The sequence below is a fragment of the Leucobacter chromiiresistens genome (assembly GCF_001477055.1).
In the GTDB taxonomy this organism is placed as follows: Bacteria; Actinomycetota; Actinomycetes; order Actinomycetales; family Microbacteriaceae; genus Leucobacter; species Leucobacter chromiiresistens_A.
Map to the genome: position 1 here is coordinate 17,936 of NZ_LDRK01000004.1, position 23,424 is coordinate 41,359.

The 23,424-nt window shown below is 72.8% G+C and carries 17 protein-coding genes; 10 read left to right on the forward strand and 7 right to left on the reverse strand.

Annotation, left to right across the window (positions count from 1 at the left end; genetic code table 11):
• Positions 1-86 precede the first annotated feature (86 nt).
• A complete protein-coding gene (locus NS354_RS00380; protein WP_058592648.1) occupies positions 87-1,565 on the forward strand; it encodes an MDR family MFS transporter in 1,479 nt (492 codons plus the stop codon).
• A 48-nt stretch (positions 1,566-1,613) separates the two neighbouring features.
• Here NS354_RS00380 and NS354_RS00385 read toward each other — a convergent pair whose 3' ends face one another.
• Positions 1,614-2,534: a LysR family transcriptional regulator gene (locus NS354_RS00385; protein ID WP_241490274.1), complete on the reverse strand. Its 921-nt coding sequence runs from the start codon at positions 2,532-2,534 to the stop codon at positions 1,614-1,616.
• Positions 2,535-2,649: 115 nt separating this feature from the next.
• Between NS354_RS00385 and NS354_RS00390 the strand changes: the two genes are divergently transcribed.
• Positions 2,650-4,257, forward strand: a complete 1,608-nt coding sequence (locus NS354_RS00390) for an aminotransferase class I/II-fold pyridoxal phosphate-dependent enzyme (RefSeq protein WP_082677814.1) — start codon at positions 2,650-2,652, stop codon at positions 4,255-4,257.
• Positions 4,258-4,266: 9 nt separating this feature from the next.
• Here the strand turns inward: NS354_RS00390 and NS354_RS00395 are convergent, their stop codons facing one another.
• Positions 4,267-4,494 (reverse strand): hypothetical protein, encoded by a 228-nt coding sequence (locus tag NS354_RS00395; protein WP_058592650.1) that lies wholly within the window; start codon positions 4,492-4,494, stop codon positions 4,267-4,269.
• Between the two features lie 130 nt (positions 4,495-4,624).
• Here NS354_RS00395 and NS354_RS00400 point away from each other — a divergent pair, with 130 nt between their 5' ends.
• Positions 4,625-6,301: a DUF885 domain-containing protein gene (locus tag NS354_RS00400; protein WP_430735988.1), complete on the forward strand. Its 1,677-nt coding sequence runs from the start codon at positions 4,625-4,627 to the stop codon at positions 6,299-6,301.
• Positions 6,298-6,699 carry a YchJ family protein gene (locus NS354_RS00405; protein WP_058592652.1) on the forward strand — a complete coding sequence of 134 codons (402 nt, stop codon included), beginning with the start codon at positions 6,298-6,300 and terminating at the stop codon, positions 6,697-6,699. Before NS354_RS00400 ends, NS354_RS00405 begins: the two co-directional genes overlap by 4 nt.
• Here NS354_RS00405 and NS354_RS00410 read toward each other — a convergent pair.
• Entirely contained in the window at positions 6,687-7,256 is a 570-nt protein-coding gene (locus tag NS354_RS00410; protein ID WP_058592653.1) for a hypothetical protein, read from the reverse strand. The genes NS354_RS00405 and NS354_RS00410 overlap by 13 nt on opposite strands.
• Before the next feature lie 72 nt (positions 7,257-7,328).
• Positions 7,329-8,717: an aminopeptidase P family protein gene (locus tag NS354_RS00415; RefSeq protein ID WP_058592654.1), complete on the reverse strand. Its 1,389-nt coding sequence runs from the start codon at positions 8,715-8,717 to the stop codon at positions 7,329-7,331.
• A gap of 93 nt (positions 8,718-8,810) precedes the next feature.
• Here NS354_RS00415 and NS354_RS00420 point away from each other — a divergent pair, with 93 nt between their 5' ends.
• Complete coding sequence (locus NS354_RS00420) at positions 8,811-9,665, forward strand: PHP domain-containing protein (protein ID WP_058592655.1); 855 nt, start codon at positions 8,811-8,813, stop codon at positions 9,663-9,665.
• A gap of 27 nt (positions 9,666-9,692) precedes the next feature.
• Here NS354_RS00420 and NS354_RS00425 read toward each other — a convergent pair whose 3' ends face one another.
• Complete coding sequence (locus tag NS354_RS00425; RefSeq protein WP_058592656.1) at positions 9,693-11,333, reverse strand: DEAD/DEAH box helicase; 1,641 nt, start codon at positions 11,331-11,333, stop codon at positions 9,693-9,695.
• Positions 11,334-11,474: 141 nt separating this feature from the next.
• Here NS354_RS00425 and NS354_RS00430 point away from each other — a divergent pair, with 141 nt between their 5' ends.
• From NS354_RS00430 to NS354_RS00440, 3 genes are all read left to right on the forward strand, one after another.
• A complete protein-coding gene (locus NS354_RS00430) occupies positions 11,475-12,194 on the forward strand; it encodes a ferritin-like fold-containing protein (protein ID WP_058592657.1) in 720 nt (239 codons plus the stop codon).
• 8 nt (positions 12,195-12,202) lie between these two features.
• Positions 12,203-13,360, forward strand: coding sequence for a methyltransferase domain-containing protein (locus NS354_RS00435; RefSeq protein ID WP_058592658.1), 1,158 nt, complete (start codon positions 12,203-12,205; stop codon positions 13,358-13,360).
• 99 nt (positions 13,361-13,459) lie between these two features.
• A complete protein-coding gene (locus NS354_RS00440; RefSeq protein WP_058592659.1) occupies positions 13,460-14,848 on the forward strand; it encodes a bifunctional phosphopantothenoylcysteine decarboxylase/phosphopantothenate synthase in 1,389 nt (462 codons plus the stop codon).
• A 58-nt stretch (positions 14,849-14,906) separates the two neighbouring features.
• Here NS354_RS00440 and NS354_RS00445 read toward each other — a convergent pair whose 3' ends face one another.
• On the reverse strand, positions 14,907-15,131 hold the full coding sequence (locus NS354_RS00445; protein ID WP_058592660.1) for a DUF3107 domain-containing protein: 225 nt from the start codon (positions 15,129-15,131) through the stop codon (positions 14,907-14,909).
• A gap of 170 nt (positions 15,132-15,301) precedes the next feature.
• Between NS354_RS00445 and NS354_RS00450 the strand changes: the two genes are divergently transcribed.
• Together NS354_RS00450 and NS354_RS00455 are read left to right on the forward strand one after the other, a co-directional pair.
• Positions 15,302-18,595: a PD-(D/E)XK nuclease family protein gene (locus tag NS354_RS00450; RefSeq protein WP_058592661.1), complete on the forward strand. Its 3,294-nt coding sequence runs from the start codon at positions 15,302-15,304 to the stop codon at positions 18,593-18,595.
• Positions 18,592-22,134, forward strand: coding sequence for an ATP-dependent DNA helicase (locus NS354_RS00455; protein WP_058592662.1), 3,543 nt, complete (start codon positions 18,592-18,594; stop codon positions 22,132-22,134). The genes NS354_RS00450 and NS354_RS00455 overlap by 4 nt, the downstream gene beginning before the upstream one ends.
• Here the strand turns inward: NS354_RS00455 and NS354_RS00460 are convergent.
• Positions 22,085-23,383 carry a phosphotransferase gene (locus NS354_RS00460; protein ID WP_058592663.1) on the reverse strand — a complete coding sequence of 433 codons (1,299 nt, stop codon included), beginning with the start codon at positions 23,381-23,383 and terminating at the stop codon, positions 22,085-22,087. The two genes, NS354_RS00455 and NS354_RS00460, sit on opposite strands and share 50 nt — an antisense overlap.
• Positions 23,384-23,424 lie beyond the last annotated feature (41 nt).

Consider the following 23,424-nt stretch of genomic DNA (forward strand, 5'->3'; position numbering starts at 1 on the left):
CGGTTAGACTGGTACGTCTGCCTACGAGGAGCTGCGCGAGCTCCTGGCCCGGGGCAGTCTTCCGTCTTCTCGAGGAGTCTCCGCTCGTGACATCCGACACCGCATCCATTCGGCTGCCCAAGCCCGCCGACGACCCGATCGACCCCGCAGGCATGCGCGTGATCTGGCTGCTGCTGGTCGCCGCATTCGTGGCCATCCTCAACGAGACGACGATGGCGATCGCCATCCCCGAGCTCAACCGCACCCTCGGCATCCCGCCCGAGCTCGGCCAGTGGCTGACCAGCGCGTTCATGCTCACGATGGCCGTGGTGATTCCCACGACCGGCTTCCTGCTGCAGCGCTTCACCACACGGCAGGTCTTCCTCGCCGCGATCGGCACGTTCGTGCTGGGCACCGTCATCTGCCTCGTCGCACCCGGCTTCCCGGCGCTCCTCGCGGGGCGCGTCGTGCAGGCCGCAGGTACCGGCATCATGATGCCGCTGCTCATGACCACGGTGATGAACGTCGTGCCGGCTCGCTCGCGCGGCCGCATGATGGGCCGCGTCGGTCTCGTCATCAGCCTCGCGCCCGCGCTCGGACCGACCCTGTCGGGTGTCGTGCTCGATACGCTCGGCTGGCGCTGGCTCTTCGGCATCATCCTGCCGATCGCCGTCATCGCGCTGCTGCTCGGCGCGAAGTGGATGACCAACCTCGGCGAGACGACGCACGCGCCCATCGACGTGCTCTCGATCGTGCTCTCGGCATTCGCGTTCGGCGGCATCGTGTTCGGGCTCAGCCAGATCGGCGGGCACGGGGGCTCCGCCGGAGGCGGCAGCGTGCCGCCCGCGCTGATCGTCGGCGTCGGGGTGCTCGTCCTCGCCGGGTTCGTCTGGCGGCAGCTGGTGCTGCAGCGGCGGGACGACGCGCTGCTCGACCTCCGTGTATTCACCTCGCGCAACTACGTGCTCGCCGTCATCATCATGGCGATCATCTCCCTCGCGATGTTCGGCACGTTCTCGCTGCTGCCCCTGTACCTGCAGAACGTCGCGGGCCTCGATCCCACCGCGGCCGGTCTCGTGCTGCTGCCGGGCTCGGTGCTCATGGGCGTGCTGGGCCCGGTGATGGGCCGCGTGTACGACGCCCGCGGCCCGCGCGTGCTGCTGATCCCGGGCACGATGCTCATCGCGGCCTCGATGTTCGTGTACTCGACCGTCGGCACGCACACCCCGATGTGGTTCCTCATGCTCGTGCAGATCGCGATGTCGCTCGGGCTCGCGGGCTCGTTCACGCCGCTCTTCTCCGCTTCGCTCGGGTCGCTGCAGCGCTCGCTCTACTCGCACGGCTCGGCGGTGCTGAACACGCTCCAGCAGGTGGGTGGAGCGGCGGGCACCGCGGTGCTGATCTCGATCTACTCGAGCGCGCTCCACGCGGGCGAGGCCGAGGGGCTCTCGGTGGCTGACGCGGGTGCGCCCGGCGCGAATCTGGCGTTCTTCACTGCGGCGTGCATCGTGCTCGTGCCCGTGGCGCTGTCGTTCTTCGTCTCGAAGCCGGTGGAGGGCGACGCTCCGGTGCACGCCGGGCACTGATCGCAACGGGGTGCCGCCCGGGCTCCGACCCGGGCGGCACCTGCACGGCTAGCTCAGCGCGCTGATCGACCGTCGCACGGCTTCGGCGAGCTGGCGCACCGCGGCCGAGGGCCCTCCCGGCCCGGCGGGAGCGGCGAGGAGCAGTTCGCGCGCGAACATCGGATCGTCGATGGGCCGCAGGGCGACTCCCTCCGGGGGGTTGAAGCTGACGAGACTCGGCACCAGGGCGACCGCCATGCCCGCGGCGATGAGCCCGAGCACCACCGAGTAGTCGTCCGTGCGGATCGCGACGTTGACCTGCAGACCCTCCGACGCGAAGACCTCGCGCACGAGATCGTCGAGCGTGTCTCCCGGCGTGGATCCCATCACCCAGCTGTCGCTCGAGAGCGCGAGCAGGCTGCGGCGGTCGAACGACGACTGCGCCGCAGCAGGGTGCGAGGCGGGCAGGGCCAGCAGCATCGGGTCGGTGAAGAGGTGCGTGGTGTGCACCTCCGATCGGAAGGGGAGCCGGTACCCTCCGGCGGCGTACACGAGCGCCGCGTCGAGCGTGTGCTGGTTGATCCGGGTGATGAGGGGGGCGAGCTCCTCGAGCGTCGCGTCGAGTTCGATGCCGAGCTCCGCGACGCGGGCCGCGATGCCGGGCAGGAGGCGGGACGCGGCGGTGGGGAAGGTGCCGAAGCGGAGACGGATCTTTCCGAGCTGCGCGAGGTCGCGCACGTCGGTCAGGGCGCGGTCGGCCAGGCTCAGCATCTCGTCGCCGCGCTCGAGCATGAGCGCGCCGGCTGTGGTGAGCTTGCTGCCGCGCGTGCTGCGCGTGGTGAGGTCGGTGCCGACGAGACGGTCGAGGTTGCGGAGGTGGTAGTCGACGGTGGGCTGGCTCCAGCCCAGCCGTTTCGCCGCACGGGCCACGGATCCCTCGGAGGCGACCGCGCTGAGCGCCTGCAGTTGTCTGAAGTCGAGCACGTGCACCTCGGAAACTCTGGATCGAACGGGCGGCTTCGCCCCGGGTCGTTCCATACAGTATATGACTCCCGGGAGCGGACTCAGGGTTCCTCCGAGACCGGCGCCCCGCCACTCTGGAGGAATGCTGGATCAGGAATCACGTATCGACCCCCGTCAGTCGCCCCTCGGGGGCGAATCGCCGAGCGCGATCGTCGCGGGTGGCGCCGCGGCTGAGGTCGCGTCGTCGCACGGCGGCGAGCGGATCGCCGATGCCCAGCGCAGCGCGCCCTACGCGGAGGCGCTGCAGCGCTTCGCCGAGGCGCGACCCATGTCGCTCATGGTGCCGGGGCACGGCACCGGCGCCGCGCACGGGGGCGAACACCTCTTCGAGCTGATCGGGGCGCGCGCCGCCTCGGTCGACATCCCGCTCATGCTCGACGGCATCGATCTCGGCGAGCACTCGCCTCTCGCGCAGGCGCAGCAGCTCGCCGCCGATGCGTGGGGTGCCCGCCGCACCTGGTTCCTGACGAACGGGGCGTCGCAGGCGAACCGCACCGCCGCGATCTCGGTGCGCGGGCTCGGCGAGCGCGTGCTCGTGCAGCGCAGCATGCACTCGAGCTTCACCGACGGCGTGCTGCTCGCCGGACTCGTGCCCGCCTTCGTGCAGCCCGCGATCGACTCCCGCCACGGCATCGCGCACGGGCTGACGCCCGAGGCGCTCGACGCGGCGCTCTCGCGCGAGGCGGCCTCGGGCCGTCCTGTGGCGAGCGTCTACGTCGTGTCGCCGAGCTACTTCGGATCGACAGCCGATGTCGCCGGGCTGGCCGAGGTCGCGCACGCACACGACGCCGCGCTCATCGTCGACGGCGCCTGGGGCGCCCACTTCGGGTTCCATCCCGGGCTGCCCGATTCGCCGGCGCGACTCGGGGCCGACCTCGTGGTCTCGAGCACGCACAAGCTCGCGGGTTCCCTCACCCAGTCGGCGATGCTGCACCTCGGCGACGGCCCGTTCGCCGGGCGTCTCGAATCGCTCGTGGAGCGCGCGTACTCGATGACGGCGTCGACGTCGATGAGCAGCCTCCTCATGGGATCGCTCGACGAGACGCGGCGCGCGCTCGTGCTGGGGGAGCGCCGCATCGGCGAGGCGCTGCAGGCGTCGGACGCGCTGCGGGATCGACTGCGCGCCGACGCGCGGTTCGCCGTCGTCAGCGACGGCTTCGAGGCGTTCCCCGACATCGTGGACGTGGACCGGCTGCGGGTGCCGATCGACGTCTCCGCACTCGGGCGCAGCGGGCACTGGGTGCGGTCGCGCCTGAGCGCCGAGCACGGCATCTACGTCGAGATGTCGACGGCGACGGCCATCGTCGCGGTCATCGGAGCGCTCACGGTTCCCGACGTGGAGCGCGTCATGAGCGCGCTCGACGAGGTCGCCCGCGCGGCGTTCGCCGATCCCGATCCCGTGGCGTCATCCGACGCGTTCCCGGAGCTCCCGGAGCCGGGCGAGCTCCGAGCGCTCCCGCGCGACGCCTACTTCGGCTCGAGCGAGGTCGTCGCGGCGGAGGACGCGGTGGGCCGCACCTCGGCGGACACTCTCGCGGCGTACCCGCCGGGCATCCCGAACCTGCTGCCCGGCGAGGAGATCACCGCCGAGACGGTCGCGTTCCTGCGAGCGGTCGCGGCGTCGCCCACGGGCTATGTGCGCGGTGCCGTCGACGCGGAGGTCTCGGGCTTCCGCGTCGTCACGGCGTGAGCCTGCGGCTCAGGACTTCTTCTCGAAGAGGTCGCCCACGAGCTTGGAGCTGACGAGCACGATGAGCAGCAGCACGATGCCGACTGCGGCGATCCCCGCGTAGTTCAGCGGATCACCGGCGCTCGACAGCATCGAATCGGCGTTGTCGCCGCCGCCGCTCGCGAAGGCGGGAGCGGCGAAGAAGACCGAGGCGAGCGCGACGGTCACGGCGGTGGCGATGCGGGTGCGGATCTTCACGGAACACTCCTCAAGCGTGCGGGTGCGCGATTGCGCGGCGGATGCCTCCAGTCTAGCGGGCGGCGGGTTCGGGTCCGCACGCCGCGTCGCACGGGGAGGCCCGAGGTTGAGGCCGTAGCTTAGGAGCATGATGGAACAGCGCGAGCAGACCGCGATCGACCGCATCGCGGAGGCCTGGGTGGACACCCTCGTGGAGCACGACCCGACGGTCGGCACCTACATCGGACGGACGGGCGACGGCCTGCCCGATCTCTCGCCCGCAGGGCACGCTGCGCTCGCGGCGGACCAGCGGCGGATGCTCGCCGAACTCGTCGCCGTCGCGCCGGCCGACGCCGTCGACGCGGTCACCCGAGCCGACCTGGAGGCCGAGCTGCGTCTCTCGCTCGCGCAGCACGACGCGGGCGAGCATCTGCGCGACCTCAACGTCATCGCATCGCCGGCGCAGAACATCCGCGACATCTTCGACCTCATGCCGACCGATACGGAAGCGGACTGGTCGCAGGTCGCGAACCGGCTGCGCGCGGTGCCCGCGGCCCTCGCCGGATACCGGGAGAGCCTCGCCGACGGTGTGCGCCAGGGCCTCGTCCCGGCGCTCCGCCAGGTCGCGGAGGTCGCGCAGCAGGCCCGCCGCACCGCTGGCACTCCCGAGGAGCCGGGGTTCTTCGGCCGGCTCGCGGCATCGTCGGGGATCGCCGCGGAGTCGGCCATCGAGCTCGCCGCGGCGGCGGCCGCCGCCTCGAGCGCGTACGCCGAGCTCGCCGACTTCCTGGAGCGCGACGTCGCCCCGAGCGCGCCCCGCGCCGACGCGTTCGGACGCGACCGGTACGCGCTCGCCTCCGAGGCCTTCCTGGGGGCGAAGATCGATCTCGACGAGACCTACGAGTGGGGTCTCGATGAGCTCGCGCGCATGGTCGACGAGCAGGAGCGCACCGCCGCCGAGATCGTCGGAGGATCGCCGCGGCCCGGCATCGTCGCGGAGGCCATCGCGAAGCTCGATCGCGACCCCTCCCGCAAACTGCACGGCACCGACGCACTGCAGCGGTGGATGCAGGAGACCAGCGATCGCGCAGTGGCGGAGCTCGCCGGCGCGCAGTTCGAGATCCCGCAGGAGATCCGGTCGCTCGAATGCCGCATCGCCCCGACCCAGGAGGGCGGCATCTACTACACGGGCCCGAGCGACGACTTCTCGCGGCCGGGCCGCATGTGGTGGTCGGTGCCCGAGGGGGTCACGGAGTTCGACACCTGGCGCGAGCTGACCACGGTGTACCACGAGGGGGTTCCCGGCCACCATCTGCAGATCGGGCAGGCCGTGGTCAACCGCGGATCTCTGAACGAGTGGCGGCGCCAGCTCGCGGGCACGTCGGGGCACGCGGAGGGCTGGGCGCTGTACGCGGAGCGGCTCATGGAGCAGCTGGGGTACCTCGACGACCCGGCCGATCGTCTCGGCATGCTCGACGGGCAGCGCATGCGCGCCGCCCGCGTCGTGCTCGACATCGGCGTGCACCTCGGCAAGCGCCGCCCGGGCGGCGGGGTGTGGGACGGCGAGTACGCCTTCGAATTCCTCGCGGAGAACGTGAACATGAACGACGGCTTCGTGCGCTTCGAGGTGCTGCGGTACCTCGGCTGGGCGGGGCAGGCGCCCTCCTACAAGGTCGGGCAGCGCATCTGGGAGGGGCTCCGCGATCAGGCGGCGGCCCGCGCGGGCGAGTCGTTCGACATCCGCTCCTTCCACCGCGAGGCACTCGCGCTCGGCGGCGTGCGTCTCGACACGCTCGAGCGCGCGCTGAGCGGCGGGCTCGGGACGTGACCGACCGGCCCTGCCCGTGCGGTCGGGGGATCGGCTACGCGTCGTGCTGCGGGCCGCTGCACGCCGGTGCGGCCGCGCCCTCCGCGGAGCGCCTCATGCGTTCGCGCTACAGCGCGTTCGCGCTCGGCGACGCCCCGTATCTGCTCGGGACGTGGGATCCCGCGACGCGGCCGCGCACACTCGAGCTCGACGCGGACGTCGAGTGGAAGCGGCTGTTCATCGAGGGAACGGAGGCGGGCGGGCCGTTCGACACCGTCGGAGTCGTGACGTTCACCGCGATCGCCCGCGGACCGGAGGGCCGGATCGAGCTCCGGGAGCGCAGCCGTTTCCGCCGGTCGGGCGGGAGCTGGGTGTACGTCGACGGCGAGACGCCGCCGGAGCGACGTCACTCGATGTAGACGTCGAGGTGCGTGCCGAACGTGCCGCGGTCGTAGATCTTCCCCTGGTATCCGAACGGCGTCTCGAACACGGTGCCCTTCGGCGCGTCGCCGGCCAGCACGATGTAGCCGTCCGCGTCGCTGACGTATCCGTCGTCGTTCACGTGCCGACCCGGAATCTCGAGCCCCGCGCCGGGGAGCACCTGCTGGCTGTAGAACGTGAAGCGGTAGCCGCCCCACTCGACGACGCCGCTGAAGAGGAACTGCTCCAGCGTGTACAGCGCGGCGCGCGGCGCCTTCCGGGGCGGCTCCGGCGGCTCCGCTGCACTCCGGGCGGCCGGCACCGCGATGCCCGCCGCGCTCGGCGCCGAGGTGCCGTCCGTCGCGGTCAGCGTCTGCCGCGGTGCGGCGGTCGACGCGGCCGCCGCGTCACGCGGACCGACATCGGCGAAGGCGGCCGTCATCGAGAGCGGGGCGAGCGCGGTCGTGCCCAGCAGCAGCGCGGCCGTCGCCGTCGCGCACGCTGCGCGGATGAGCGGTCGCCGGGCGTCGGCCGGGCGCGCAGAACCGGGAACCATGGGCCCCGAGTCTCGCCCCCGGAGCTGCAGGGTTCGCAGCTCCGGCGATCCGCTCCCACCCCCGCTCATCGTCTAGGCGCGGGACTCGCGCAGCCGCTGCACCCAGGCCTCGACGTCGGCCGCCTCGCGGGGGATGCCGGCCGAGAGGTTGACGCAGCCGTCCTCCGTCACCACGATGTCGTCCTCGATGCGCACGCCGATGCCCCGGTACTCGGCCGGGACCGTGAGATCATCGGGCTGGAAGTACAGTCCCGGCTCGATGGTGAACACCATTCCCGGCTCCACGATGCCGTCCATGTACATGTCACGACGCGCCTGCGCGCAGTCGTGCACGTCCATGCCGAGGTGGTGGCTGGTGCCGTGCACCATGTACCTGCGGTAGTAGGCCGTGCCGTCGTCCTCGGGGAGGAGACCCCACTCGCGGGTGCGGCGCTCGATGACCTCCATGGCGGCGGCGTGCACGTCGCGGAAGCGGATGCCCGGCCGCACGATCGCACGAGCGGCGTCCGCGGCTTCGAGCACGGCGTCGTAGACGCGGCGCTGCACCTCGGTGAAGGTGCCCGAGACCGGCACGGTGCGGGTGATGTCGGCGGTGTACAGGCTGTCGAGCTCGACCCCGGCGTCGAGCAGCAGCAGGTCGCCCTCGCGCACGGCGCCGTCGTTCTGGATCCAGTGCAGCGTGCACGCGTGCGGGCCGGAGGCGGCGATCGTCTCGTAGCCGACCGTGTTGCCCTCCAGGCGCGCCCGCTGGTTGAACACGCCCTCGACGACGCGTTCCCCGCGCGGGTGCGCACTCGCCTGCGGGAGCGCGGCGAGCACGTCGTCGAACCCCTGCGCGGTCGCGTCGACCGCGGCCTGCATCTCGGCGAGCTCGAAGGCATCCTTCACGAGGCGCAGCTCCGATGCGACGCGAGCCACGTCTGGGTCGTCGAGCGTGCGGTCCTCACCGCCCTCGATGAACGCGGCCAGCGGGGCGGTGGCCACGCCGAGCGCGGCCGAGACCTGCTCGAGCGACGGACGGGGGCCGATCCAGAACTCCCCGATCTCGGGGTTCGCGAAGAACTCGTCGCTGTCGCGACCCGCCCGCTCGCGGAAGTAGACGGTCGCGTCGTGCCCGCCGTCGCGCGGCTCGAGCACGAGCACGGCGCCCGGCTCGCTCGCGGAGCCCCAGCCCGTGAGGTGCGCGAAGGCGCTGTGCGCGCGATAGGGGTAGAAGGTGTCATTGGAGCGCTGCTTCATGGCGCCGGCCGCGACCACGACCCGTTCGCCGGGGAAGTGCGCCGAGAACGCCCGCCGACGCGCCTCCGCGTAGGCTGCGACCGGCGCCGGCTGGGGGAGCACCTCGGGGCGATCGGCCCAGTGCGTCGAGAGGTACTCCACGAACGCGTCGGTCTGCGGAGTCGTGCTCCGATTGCTGTTGTCGATCTCCACCTCGTGAGTGGACTGGCTGCTCTCGGTCATGGGTCCATCCTCTCATCCCCGTGGGGCGCCGTCGCGGTGCGCACCGGCCGCACCGGTGCCGGGTCGGCCGGGCCTGCGCCCTAAGATGGCAGAATGAGCGATTCCGCGGAGACGGCGGCCGGTTTCGACCTGCACACCCATTCGGTGTTCTCCGACGGAACGACCCGTCCCGCCGACATCGCGCGCGAGGCGGCCGCGCTGGGTCTCGCGGGTTTCGCGCTGACCGACCACGACACCGTCGACGGGTGGGAGGAGGCGCGCGCCGCCGCCGCGGAAGCGGGCGTCGACTTCCTGCCCGGCATCGAGATCACGACGAAGCATCGCGGCAAGTCGCGCCATCTGCTCGGGTACGGGATCGCGCCGCTCGCGGGAGAGCTCTTCGACGCGCTCGCCTCCGTGCGCCGCTCGCGGCTCACACGCGCTCGGGAGATGGTGCGCCTCGTCGCGGTCGATTACGCGATCACCTGGGAAGCCGTGCTCGGGGATGAGGATGCGCGCACGGTGGGCCGGCCGCACATCGCCGATGCGCTGGTCGCCGCGGGGTACTTCCCGGATCGCAGCACCGTATTCGCCGAACTGCTGCATCCGCGATCGCCCTACTACCTGGGAACCGAGGCGATCGAGACGGTCGATGCGATCCGCATGGTGCGCTCCGCTGGCGGTGCGGCGGTGCTCGCGCACCCCGCCGCCTTCCGCCAGCGCACACCGGTGACGCCGGGCGAACTGGCGGAGCTCGCGAGCGCCGGCCTGCTCGGGGTCGAACTGCGGCATCCCGAGCACCGGGAGGACTGGCTGCCGCCGATCATCGCCGCCGCATCGAGGCTCGGTCTCATGGCCACCGGTTCGAGCGACTACCACGGGGCGGGCAAGCCGAATCTGCTGGGCCAGCAGGTGACCGATCCGGCCACGGTGGAGCGTCTCCGAGCGGGGCTCGCGCAGCCGCGCTGACCCCGCCCGGAAGCGCGACCCCGCGGCCTACTCGGCCGCTGCGGACGCGGCGGCCGGGGACTCGCCGCGGTCGACCGCGCCGGTGCCGGCGCCCGCCGCGGGTGCGGCAGTGCTTCCGGCGTCCGCGGCGCCCGATCCGCCGGAGCCGCCGCGACGGCGACGGCGGCGGCGCTTCGGAGGAGCGGTCTCGCCCGAGGCCGCGAGCGCGTCGGCAGGGGTCAGCGGAGCCCCCGGCTCGCCGCCGCCCGCGGCGTCGTGCCCGTGCTGCTCGTGGCCGTGCGACTCGTGGCGGCCCTGGCCGAGCGGGTTCGCGCTGCGGGTGCGGCGGCGCGTGCGCGTGCGCCGTCCTGCGCCGCTGCCGTCCCCGCTCTCGCCGCTCGCGCTCGCGCCGTTCGATCCCGAACCGCTGCTGCGGTCGGACGCACCCGAACGCCCTCCGCGGGCGTCCGAGCGCTCGCGCGGTGCGCGCTCCTTCACCGGGGTCGCCTTGAGTCGGCCCTTGGTGCCCTCCGGGATCTTGAGATCGGTGAAGAGGTGCGGGGAGGAGGAGTAGGTCTCGACCGGCTCGGCGATGTCGAACTCGAGCGCCTTGTTGATGAGCGCCCACTTGTGCATGTCGTCCCAGTCGACGAACGTCACCGCGATGCCGGTGCGCCCCGCGCGGCCCGTGCGCCCGGCGCGATGCAGGTACGTCTTCTCGTCGTCGGGCACGGTGTGGTTGATGACGTGGGTGACGTCGTCGACGTCGATGCCGCGTGCGGCGACGTCGGTGGCGATCAGGATGTCTTTCTTGCCCGCCTTGAACGACGCCATCGCCCGTTCGCGCTGCTCCTGATTGAGGTCGCCGTGCACCGACACCGCGGAGAAGCCGCGGTCCACGAGCTCCTCCTGCAGCTTCGCAGCCGCGCGCTTCGTGCGCATGAAGATGACGGTCTTGCCGCGGCCCTCGGCCTGCAGGATGCGCCCGATCACCTCGTCCTTGTCGAGCGAGTGCGCGCGGTACACGATGTGCTCGATGTTCGCCTGCGCGACCCCCTCGTCGGGATCGGTGGCGCGGATGTGGATCGGGTTCCTCATGAAGCGGCGGGCCAGCGTGACGATCGTGCCGGGCATCGTGGCGGAGAAGAGCATCGTGTGGCGCGCGGGCGGCGTCAGCGAGAACAGCTTCTCGATGTCGGCGAGGAACCCGAGATCGAGCATCTTGTCGGCTTCGTCGAGCACCATCTCGCGCACCTTGCCGAGGTCGAGAAGGCGCTGGTTCGCGAGGTCGAGGAGGCGCCCCGGCGTGCCGACGACGACCTGCGCCCCGGCCTTGAGCTGCTCGATCTGGCCCTCGTACGCCTTGCCGCCGTAGATCGGCACGACGGTGGCCGCGCGGTTCTTCGCGGCCAGCTCGAGATCCTCGTAGACCTGCACGGCGAGCTCGCGGGTCGGCACGACCACGAGCGCCTGCACGCCGGGCGACGGATCGGCTCCCACGCGCTGCAGCAGCGGGAGTCCGAAGCCGAAGGTCTTGCCGGTGCCGGTCTTCGCCTGGCCGATGATGTCCTGCCCCGAGAGGGCGAGCGGAATGGTCTGCTCCTGGATCGGGAAGGCATCCGCGATGCCGCGATCCTGCAGCGAGTCGACCATGTCCTGGTCGACGCCGAGTTCGAGGAATGTCGTCATAGTGCGTCCTTTTCGGTGAGTGCGGTGCTGCGCGCACAGGTCGACAGGCGCAGCGGCCGGTGCTCCGATGGCCCCGGCGGGGTGTGACGTTCGGCGCCAGTCTATTCCAAGGCCGCCTCCCTCCGGCGGTAAGCTGTCAGGGTGTTCGAGTGGATCAAGGGCCTGCGCCGGAAGAGCGCGCCCGCGCGCAAGATGCGCTCGCGGGGAGACTCCGCCGAGGCGGAGCGGGTCGAGCTCGCCGAGTTCGCGCCCGGCATCATGCCGTTCCTCGGGCTCACCGCCTACCTGCAGCTCGAGCTGTACGAGGCCGCGACCCGCGCCGTGTCGGGGGCGCCGTCGCTGGAGGCGAAGGATGTGCTGGCCCGCGTCGCCGGCCAGACGCTGGCGAAGCACCAGCAGCTGACGGGGGAGATCCGCTCCCGCGGGCACGAGCCGCACGTCGTGATGGAGCCGTTCTCGCCCGTCATTGACTCGTACGTCGAGCGCATCGACACGGGCGACTGGCACCAGCACGTGCTCTCCCTGTACCTCGTCGGCGGACTCTTCGACGACTTCTTCGCGAGTCTCGCCGGCGGGCTGAAGGACGGCTACCGAGGCGAAGCGGTCGCGATCCTGCGCAACGACACGGGCCGCCCCGAGCTGAAGACGCTGCTGCAGGACGCGCTGGAATCGGACGAGATGCTCTCCAGCTGGCTCGCCGTGTGGGGGCGGCGCCTCGTCGGCGACACTCTGCTGGTCTCCCGCGCCGTGCTGTCGCTGAGCGAGCATCGCGCGTTCGACGCGAGCGAGGTCGAGCCCGTGTTCACCGAGCTGATCGCCGACCACATCCGCCGCATGGACGGGCTGGGGCTGACCGCCTGAGGCCGCCCATGCCGACATCGACTCTGCCGCACTGCGCGTACTTCGAAGCGGGGCGCTGCCGGTCGTGCGTCCTGCTCGAGACGCCGTACCCCGCGCAGCTCGGCGAGAAGGAGCGGCGGTGCCGCGACCTGCTCCCGCAGGTGCCCGAGGCGCTGTGGCTGCCGACCGTGCAGGGCGGCACCGCCGACTTCCGGAACAAGGCGAAGCTCGTGGTGGGCGGTCGGGCGGGCGCCGTCACGCTCGGCATCCTCGACCGCAGCGGCACGGGCGTCGACCTGCGCGACTGCGTGATCCAGGAGCCGGGCATCCGCGACGCGATCCCGCAGCTCGCGGCCTTCATCGAGTCGACGGCGCTGGCCCCGTACGACGTGCCGCGTCGGCGGGGCGAGCTCAAGTTCGTGCACGTCACACTGGCGCCCGCGGGCGACCTCATGCTGCGCTTCGTAACGCGGTCGGAGCAGGGCCTCCACGCACTGCGGAAGGCGCTGCCGGCACTGCTCGAGCGCGTGCCCCGGGCGGTCGTCGTCTCGGTGAACCTGCTGCCCGAGCACAAGGCGGTGCTCGAGGGCGAGCGCGAGGAGCTGCTGCTCGGCTCCTCGCTCGAGATGGGGCTCGGCGACATATCGTTGCACCTGCGACCCCAGAGCTTCTTCCAGACCAACACCGCCGTCGCCCGGGCGCTCTACGCCCAGGCCGCGGAGTGGGTCGCGGCCGAGCGACCCGACTCGATCTGGGATCTGTACTGCGGCGTCGGCGGCTTCGCGCTGCACTGCGCGGCCGAGGTTCGCGCGGAGCAGCCGCGCGTGCTCGGGGTCGAGATCAGCGCCGCGGCCGTCGAATCCGCGCGGCGCAGCGCGAGCGAGGCGGGGATCGCGGCCGAGTTCGTCGCCGCCGACGCCACGGCGTTCGCGCTCGCGGCCCCCGCGACCGACGCCCCGCACACCGTCATCGTCAACCCGCCTCGGCGCGGCATCGGCGCCGAGCTGTCGGCGTGGATCGAACGCGCCCCGGCCCGGCGGGTCATCTACTCCAGCTGCAACCCCGAGAGCCTCGCGACCGACCTCGCCGCGATGCCGTCGTGGCGGGTGCGCGGCGCCCGCGTGTTCGACATGTTCCCCCATACGCGCCACCTCGAGGTGATGGTGCTGCTCGAGCGGCGCGACTGAGCGGACGGGGGCGCGCTGCCGCGGACGGGTGCGCGCTGCCGACGGACGGGGGCGCGCTGCCGCGTGCGGACCGGCGGCGGGTGATGGGAGGATGTTCCCATGAACATCGTGCTCGGAGTGACCGGCGGCATCGCCGCCTACAAAGCGGTGCAGCTCGCCCGCACCCTCGTGGAGGACGGCCACGACGTGCACGTCGTCCCGACCGAGGAGGCGCTGCGCTTCGTCGGCAGGCCGACCTGGGAGGCGATCAGCCGCAATCCCGTCACCACGTCGGTGCACGAGGACGTGCCCGAGGTGCGGCACGTCGGCCTCGGGCAGCGCGCCGATCTCGTGATCGTCGCGCCCGCCACGGCGCACACGCTCGCCCGCATGACCGCCGGCCTCGCCGACGACCTGCTCGGCACGACCCTGCTCGCGACCCGTGCTCCGGTGCTCGTCGCCCCGGCGATGCACACGGAGATGTGGCAGCACCCCGCGACGCAGGACAACGTCGCGATTCTGCGCTCTCGGGGCGTGCACTTCGTCGGTCCCGAGACGGGACGTCTCACTGGCGCCGACAGCGGGCCGGGGCGCATGAGCGAGCCCGATGCGATCGCGGAGCGCGCCCGCGCCCTGCTCGCACGGGGCGCGGAGGAGCCCGACGCGGACGGGGCCGGGGCCGCGGCTGCGCCCGGGGCCGAGGAACCCGTCGCCGAGATGCCGCTGGCCGAGGTGCCGCTGGCCGAGGTGCCGCTGGAGACCGCCGCGGCGGATGCGCTCGACTCGGTGCGCCCGGACGCGGAGGGATCGGGCCGCGACCACGACCTCGCCGGGCTGCGGATCATGGTGACTGCGGGCGGCACGCGCGAGCCCATCGACCCGGTGCGCTACCTGGGCAACCGATCGAGCGGAAGGCAGGGGGTCGCCATCGCCGCGGCTGCAGCCGACCGCGGCGCGAAGGTGGTGCTCTTCGCCGCGAATGTGGATGCCGCGGTGCTCGCGGAGGTGCAGGATCGCGCCGCCGTGCGCGTGGTTCCGGTCAGCACCACCGCCGAACTGGAGCGGGCCTCGCGGGCCGCCGCCGCGGGCGCAGAGGTCGTCATCATGGCGGCAGCCGTCGCCGACTACCGCGTCGCCGAGGTCGCCGAGCGCAAGATCCGCAAGGAGGACGGGGCCGGCCGCGCGCCCGTGCTGGAGCTCGTCGAGAATCCCGACATCCTCGCCGGTCTCGTGGAGGAGCGCCGTCCGGGGCAGGTGATCGTCGGGTTCGCGGCGGAGACGGTCGAGAACGAGGCGGAGCTGCGGGAGCGCGGACTGCGCAAGCTCGCACGCAAGGGAGCGGATCTGCTCGCCGTGAACGCCGTGAGCTGGTCGGAGGGCTTCGAGTCCGGGGAGAACACCCTGCACGTGCTCGCACGCGACGGGCGGCCGGAGACGGTCGCGACCGGCACGAAGCGCGCAGTCGCCGACGCGCTGCTCGACGCGATCCGCGACACGCTCGACTCGTAGCGGACGACGCGGCCCCGCGCTCCGGTGCGGAGCGCGGGGCCGGATCGCGGAGCGCCGATCAGCTGATGAAGCCGACCTTCCGGCCGCCTTCGCCGCCGAGCTCGACGTACAGGATCGCCTCGGTGTGCACGAGGTACTGGTGGCCCTTCACATCGGAGAGCGTGACGAGCGCGGCGCTGTTCGAGATGGCGTCTTCGACGATGCCGCGCACCTCTGCGGCGCTCGAATCGGTGTCGAACGCGAGCTCGCGGGGCGAATGCTTGATGCCGATGCGGATTTCCACGGGGCCTCCTGAAGTCGGTGGCACTGGGCCACGGGTCGAGTCGTGTCGAGTCTACGGCTGCTCCTCGCCCGCTCGTCGGCAGGAGCGGCTTCGTTCGCCAGCAGCGCACGGAGCGGTGCGCTCCGCGCCGCGCGAGCGGCGGTGTCGGCGGCCGTCAGTAGGCTGACGACATGAGCTCATTCGACCGATCGCAAGAGCGGGCCCTCGCCCTCGACGTCGATGTGCACGGCCGCGTGCTCGGGGCGCCGGGGAGCGGCAAGACCCGTGTGCTCGTCGAGACGTTCCGGCGCGCGATCGGCCTGCCGGGCTGGAGCGAGCGGGACGTGATCGCGCTCGCACCGAATCGCTTGGCCGCAGCCGACCTGCGCGCACGGATCGAGCGGGCGACCGGCCGGGCGATCGGCGGCACGCCGGTCCGCACGGCGGCATCGCTCGGCTTCGCGATACTCTCCCGCGAGCGGGCCCTGCAGGGCGAAGACGCTCCGCGGCTCCTCACGGGCACCGTGCAGGACGAGCTGCTCGCCGAGGTGATCGCCGAGGAGGGGGCGACGGCGCTCGCCCGCGACGCGGGCATCACGTCCGAGGTGCTGGCGACGGCCGCGTTCCGCGCCGAGCTGCGCGACCTCTGGCGCGTCGTCGACGACTTCGGCCGTTCGCCGGAGGGCCTCGCGGGGGAGGTCGCGGCGGCGCGCGCGGAGTCGGCGGCACGTGCCGCGGCGGAGGGTCCGTCCGACCCGCTCGTCGCCCACTGGATCGCGGCGCTCTCGATCGTCGGCGCCGCTGCAGCGCGCTCCGCCGCCGTGCGACCGGGCGAGCTCAGCCCGAGCGCGATCCTGCGCGCCGCCGGTGACGCCGTTCGGGCGCACGGGGTCCGCTCCGACGCCGTGCCGGGCGACGGGTTCTCGGTGCCCCGGCTCATCCTCGTCGACGATGCTCAGGAGCTGGGCGAGGGGGCGCTGGCGCTCCTCGCGGCCTGCGCCGCCGTGGGGAGTCGCATCCGGGTGTTCGGCGATCCCGACATCGCGACGGGCGCCTTCCAGGGGGAGCGCACCCGCGTGCTCGCGGGCGTGGTGCGCGAGTTGGCGCGCCGCCAGCCGACCTCGGTGGGTCGGCGCGTCGAAGCCGCCGAGGAGGCCCTCGTCACCCTCGAGGTGGTGCACCGGCACGGCGTCGAGGTGCGCGGCCTCGTGCACGACCTCACGCGACGCATCGGGGCATCCGGCACCGGTGCCCACCGAGCCGCGGAGGCGTCCGCCGCGAGCGCTCCGGTCGCGCCGCGCGGCGACGCCGTGCAGTTCGCCCGTGCGGCCTCGTCGGCCGAGCAGTTGGGCATCATCGCCCACCGCTTCCGCGCCCGCAACCTCGGCCTCGGCGGTAACGAGCCCGTCGCGTGGAATCGGATGGCGGTGATCTGCCGCAGCCGCGGCGAGGCAGTGCGCATCGCTCGCGCACTCGCCGTGCACCAGGTGCCCACCGGTGTCGCGGCGGGCGGCATCGTGCTGCGGGAGCACCGCGTCGTGCGGGAGCTGATCCGCATGCTGCAGCACGCTCTCGGCATCTCGCCGCTCTCGGCGCAGGAGATCCTGCAGATCGCCGGAGGGGCGGTGGGCGGGCTCGACCCCGTGGCGGTGCGCCGGCTCCGAGGCGCGCTCGTGCTGCAGGAGCGGCGCGCCTCGGCGGCTGCGGAGCGCGAGCCGGTGAGCATCGACGACCTCGTGGTCGAGGCGGTGGCCCTCCCCGGCTCGAGCCCGCTGATCGACAGCGCCGGCGGCCGGGTGCTGCGCCGCATCGGAATGGTGCTGCAGGCGGCGGAGCGCGTGCGTGCGGCGGGAGGCACGCCGCGGGAGACCCTCTGGGCGCTCTGGGACGGCACGCGTCTCGCCGCGCACTGGCAGGAGGAGGCGCTCTCGGGGCGAGGAGCGCGCGCCGACGAGGCGAGTCGCTCGCTCGACGCCGTGATGGGGCTGTTCTTCGCCCTGCAGCGTCATGAGGAGCAGGACAGCGCGCAGACGATCGAGGCGCTGCTTGCCGACCTGCTCGAGAGCGCGGTGCCCGAGGACTCCCTGGCGCGTCGCGCGGCGCGATCGACGGTCACGGTGACGACGCCGCAGGGCGCGCTCGGCCGCGAGTTCGATGTGGTGGCGATCGTCGGCGTGCAAGACGGCGCTTGGCCGAACCTGCGCTCGCGCGGCTCGCTCGTCGGCACCACGGCGCTCGAGCGGTGGCTGCGCGGCGGCTCGGCGGAGGCGCCCTCCCGACGCGACACGCTGCATGACGAGCTGCGGCTCTTCGCGCAGAGCTGCTCCCGAGCCCGTGAGGAGCTGCTGGTCGTCGCCGTCGCCGACGAGCAGCAGCACCCCAGCGCCTTCTTCGGGCTCGGCCGCGATCACGCCGTCGCCTCGCTCCCGAGTGCGAGGCTCACGCTGCGCGGCCAGGTCGCCGCCATGCGGCGGCGAGCGGTGCGCGACCCCGGCGATGGGGGCGCCGTCGCGGCGCTCGTCGCCCTGGCCCGAGCGCACGTGCCCGGAGCGCACCCCGACGACTGGTACGGCGTGCGGCCGCCGAGCAGCGCTGCTCCGCTCATCGACCTCGCGGGCGACCCCGAGGCGCGCGTGAGCGTGAGCCCCTCGCAGCTCGAGCGGGCGGAGAACTGCCCCCTCGACTGGGTCGTATCCAGCCTCGGCGGCGGCGCCGGGAGCGTGCAGGCCAGCCTCGGCACGCTGCTCCACCACGCATTCGAGACGGCGACGCACCCCGATCCCGAGCACCTCCTGTCGATCGTGCAGGAGGAATGGGGCAAGCTGCCGTTCGCCGCCGACTGGGAGGCCGAGCGGACCCGCAGGCTCGCCCGAGCGATGGCCGCGGGGCTCGCCGACTACCTGCGAGAATTCGACGGCTCCGATCGCACGCTGCTCGGCCGCGAGGCGGTGTTCCGCGCGACCGTCGACCGAGCCGAGCTGCGCGGCGTCGCCGATCGACTCGAGCAGCGCACGAACCGAGCCGGGGAACAGGAGGTGACCGTGCTCGACCTCAAGACGGGGCGCACACCGCCGAGCAAGGCGGCGGCCGAGGAGCACGCGCAGCTGCAGGCCTACCAGATCGGGGTCATGCTCGGAGCGTTCGACGTCGCGTCACCGGAACCGGGCGGCCCGCGGGTCCACCCGCAGCCCGAATCTCAGGGCGACCCGGAGCCCGCTGACGAACGCGGCGAGCCGGGGCGGATCAGCGGCGGTGCACGCCTGCTGTACGTGCACCCCGACGCGGTGAAGGGCGCGGGGTTCGTCGAGCGCGTGCAGCAGCCGCTCTCCGACGAGGCGCGCGAGGCGTTCCTCGCGCGCGTGACGAAGGCAGCGGCGGTGATGGCGGACGGGACCTTCACCGCCCGCATCGAGCACCACTGCTCCGATCCGCACCAGCCCGGAGACTGCCGGCTGCACGTGATCCCTCCGGTGAGCGTCGCATGAGCGGCGCGCAGACCGAGCCGCGACCCCGCCGACCGATCTTCTCGGCGGCGCGCATCGCGGAGATCCTCGCCGTACCGCCCGCCGCGCCGCTGACGCCCACCGCGGAGCAGCGCGCCGTGATCGAGCACCCCCTCGGAAGCACGACGCTCGTCGTCGCGGGCGCGGGGAGCGGCAAGACCGAGACCATGGCGAACCGGGTCGTCTGGCTCGTCGCCAACGGTTTCGCGGCGCCCGACGAGGTGCTCGGGCTCACCTTCACCCGGAAGGCCGCCGGTGAGCTGCGCGAGCGGATCTCGGGCCGCCTCTCCGATTTCGCCGACCGGCTCGGCGACGCCGCCGAGCGCGGAGCGCTCGACGAGGCCGAGCTGCTGCGCTCGGAGGAGCTGCGCGAGATGCTCTCCGACGGCCTCGACGTCCCCGATGTGAGCACGTACAACGCATTCGCCGCCGGCGTGCTCCAGGAGTTCGGCATCGCCGCCGGCGTCGCCCCCGGGGCCGCGGTCATCGACACCGCGACCGCGTGGCGCATCGCTCGCGAGGTGCTCCTCGCGAGCGATGACCCCGGCCTCGTCGACAGCGCACTGCGCGTTCCCGAGCTGATCCGGCACATGCTCGGGCTCGACCACGCGGTCTCCGACCACCTGACCTCGCTCGATCGAGTCGACCGCATCGTGTCGGAGTTCTCGCGTGTGCAGCACCTGCCCTACAACGAGAAGGAACTCGGAGGGACCCCGAGCGGCAAGCAGTACGCGCCCGTGCGCGACGCCGTGGCGAGTCTCGCCGAGACGCCGCTGATCACCCGCCTCGCCCGGGCCTACGCGCAGGAGAAGCAGCGTCGAGGCGTCATCGAGTTCCCCGACCAGCTCGCGCTCGCGACGGCGGCGCTCGAAGCGTCGCCGAACGCCCGCAACGCGCTCCGTCGCAGACATCGCGTGGTGCTGCTCGACGAGGTGCAGGACACCTCCGTGGGGCAGACGCGGTTCCTCTCGCGCATCTTCGCCGGAAGCTCCGTGATGGCGGTGGGGGATCCGCACCAGTCGATCTACGGCTGGCGCGGCGCATCGGCCGAGGGACTGCAGTCATTCCACGCGGACTTCGCCGGGCGCCGGGGCGACCCGGGCGGGAACTCGAACGCCGGTGCCGGGGCGGGGCGCGCCTCGAGCGTTCCCGCCACCCCGCCCGCGACGCTGACGCTGTCGACGAGCTGGCGCAACCCGAGCGGCGTGCTCGCCGCAGCGAACGTCATCGCGGCCCCGCTCGCCGCCGACGCCGCCATCGATGTGCCGCAGCTGTCGCCCCGCCCCGGGGCGCCCGCCGGAACCGTGGAGTGGCGCTACCCCGAGACCGTGCACGAAGAGCGCGTCGCCGTGGCGGCGTGGATGCGCGAGGCGCGGGAGCGGTTCCGCGTCGAGCGCGGCGAGCTGCCGACCGCCGCCGTGATCTTCCGCACTCGTGCCCAGATGGCCGCGTTCGCGGCGGCCCTCGCCGACGCCGGAGTGCCCGCCCGCATCGTAGGACTCGGCGGCCTCCTCACCACCCCCGAGGTGACCGACGTCGTGAGCGCGCTCCGGTGCCTCTGGTACGCCGACGCCGGCGGCGATCTCATCCGTCTGCTCGCCGGCCCGCGCTTCCGCATCGGCGTCGCAGACATCGCAGGGCTGCGCGAGGCCGCTCGCTGGTTCGGCGAGCGCGATATCGCGCAGCGCCCGCTCTCGGAGGAGGATCGGGCGCCCGACCGCGTACTGCCCGACCCCGACCGACGGGTCACGCTGATCGACGTGCTCGACCAGATCGCGGGCATGCGCGATCTCGAGCACCGGGCGCTCGCCGCGATCTCGGAGACGGGCCGGCACCGGCTCCGCGAAGCCGGACGCATGCTCGCCGGTCTGAGACAGGGAGTGGGCGGGAGCATCCCCGAGCTCATCGGCGCGACGGTGCAGGCCCTGCGCATCGACATCGAGCTCGACGCGAACGAGGCGCGGGAGCTCGCGGGGAGCTCGGCCGCGCACGCGAACCTCGACGCCTTCACCGACCTGGTGGAGTCGTACCTCTCGGTGGACGTCGAGGGCACGCTGCCGTCGCTGCTCGAGTGGATCGAGCGCGCCATGGAGGCCGACGAAGCAGCCGAGCATGTCGCCGAACCCGCCCCCGGCACGGTGCAGCTGATCACCGCGCACGGATCGAAAGGGCTCGAGTGGGATCTGGTCGTCGTGCCGAGACTCGTAGCCGGCGAGTTCCCCGGCCAGGCGCGCGCCGGCGCCGGCTGGCTGCGCACGGGGCAGCTGCCCGACGAGCTCCGCGGCGACGCGGCATCGCGACCCGCGCTGAACTGGCGCATCGCCGAGACCCAGCAGGAGCTCCGGGACCGCATCGTCGAGTACCGCGCAGCGCTGCAGGCGAGGCACCAGGAGGAGGAGCGACGGCTCGCCTACGTCGCCGTCACGCGGTCAGCCGGACGACTGCTGCTGACCGGGTCGTTCTGGGGCGGCCAGACCCGGGCGCGCGTGCCGTCCGTCTTCCTGACCGAACTGCAGGAGGCGGGCGTCATCTCCGGGCTGCCCGAGACGAGTGCCCACGACGCCGACCCGTCGGAGCGCGACGAGCTCACGCTCACCTGGCCCCTCGATCCGCTCGGCGCGCGCTCCGCGGCCGTGCTCCGGGCAGCCGAGATCGTGCGACGGGCGATCGAGGCGAGCGATGAGGCCGAAGCTCGCGACGAGGCCGCGCCGCTCGACGGGGCCGACGCGAGCGAGGCCGCGCCGCTCGACGAGGCCGTGCGCCTGCTGCTCGCCGAGCGCAGCGCCCGCTCGGGAGAGACGGGTGCGGCCGTCGGCGCACCCGGCGACCTGCCCGACCGGCTGACCGCATCGACGTTCCACGAGTTCGTCGAGGATCCGGTCGCCGCCGAGCGCGCACGCCTGCGGCCGGTGCCGCAGCGCCCGTACCGCCGCACCCGCGTGGGGAACCGGTTCCACGAGTGGGTGGAGCGACGGGCGACGACGGCCCGCGGCACGGAGCTGCCGCTCGCCGGACTCGACGATCCCCAGTGGGCGGGCTCCCCGGATTCGGTCGATGCGACACCGGACGACGGCGCCGCGTCGGACGCCGCCGGGCTCGCGCCGCTCATCGATCGCTTCGAGCGCTCGCGATGGGCCGATCGGCAGCCGATCGCGGTGGAGCAAGAGGTGACGCTGCCGTTCGCCGGGCGCACCCTCGTCTGCAAACTCGATGCCGTGTACCGCGGCGGCGACGGCAGATTCGAGATCGTCGACTGGAAGTCCGGCCGCGCCCCGCGCACCGACGCAGAACGCGAGTCGCGCTTCTTCCAGCTCGACCTCTACCGGCACGCCTACGCTCAGTGGGCGGGCGTGCCGGCCGACCGCATCGACGTCTCGCTGTTCTACGTCGCCGAGGGAGTGGAGCTCGCGGGGCGCGAGCCGCGCAGCCTCGACGAACTCGAGGAGGTGTGGCGATCCGCCGCAGCGAGACTCACCGCGACGGGTGCGGAGGCAGGTCCTCCTCCGAGATCGGCTCGGTGAGCTGCTCCTCGCGGTCGGGTCGGCCCCCGCGATCGCGAGCGAGGTCGGGGGCTGCTCCGGCGTCATCGGTCAACGGGTCGATGATGTCGGTCGCCTCGGCATCTCCGCGTGCTTCCGACTCGCGCCCGCTCGAGTCGTCCGCACTGTCGTCGCCGACCGGCCTGTCGGCGCTCTCCGGAAGGGGCTCGATGAAGTCGGTGTCGACCCCGAACATGCGATCCTCGTCGAGGGCCTCGAACGCGGCGGTGTCGGACTGCGCATCGTCGATCCGGGGCGTCTGCTCGAGCAGTGCCACGACCTCGTCCGAGCTCAGCGGCGCGGCCGCCACCGCCTCGGTGAACGCCGCGCCGAGCGCGCCGCCGGTGCCCACCATGCGATCGAGCATCGCGACCGCATCATCGATGACGGACTGGTCGTGCGTCTCGGTGCCGTGCAGCAGCCACCGAGCGACCTCGAGCTCGTGGTACAGCGCCGCCCGCGCGCGCAGGTGCGAGAGCGATTCGCTGTTGCGCGCCCGGGCGTACCGCGCGATCACGCCGTCGAGCACCTCCGTGCCGGCGGCGAGGAGCCACGCGAGATCAGCGGCCGGATCGCCGATGCCGAACTCGGACCAGCCCAGGACGGCGGTGATCGCACCCTCCTCGAGGCGGATCTGCTCGGCGTCGAGCGAACCGTGCACCATGGTGGGGGAGAAGTCCCAGAGGTCCGCCGTCTCGAGCACGTGCGTCCACCGGCGACGAACGGTCTCGGGGAGGAGTCGCGTCGCATCGGCGCGATCGACGAGGCGGGTCGCCAGCACCCGCAGATCCTGCGCGGATCGCACCGGGAGCCCTCCGTGCTGCGCGACGGTGAGCGGAAGATCGTGGATGGCCGCGATCGCCTCCGCGAGCGGCTGGAGCAGGATCGCATCGTCGGTCAGATCGGAGGCCTCGAACCGGGCTCCGTCGAGGAACGTCGTGACCACGGCCCGGGTGTCTCCCGCGCGGGTCATGCCGAGCGCAGTCGGCGCTGCGAAGGGGAGCCGGCTCCTCGGCCCCTCGGTGAGTGCGGCGAGTCCGAGCAGCTCCGCCGACTGCTGCACCTCGGCCTGCTGGGTGCGCGGAACGCGGACGAGCAGATCGTCTCCCTCCGCGGCGATCACCGCGGAGACGAACGCGTCGTCGCTCTCGTGTTCGCGGACGCCGAACACGACCAGCCCGGGCACCGCGGAGGTCGAGAGCGCGGCTAAGGTGAAAGGAATGCTGGCCATGTACTCAGGGTATGCATGCGCGTCGACTCGGTCGATTCGCC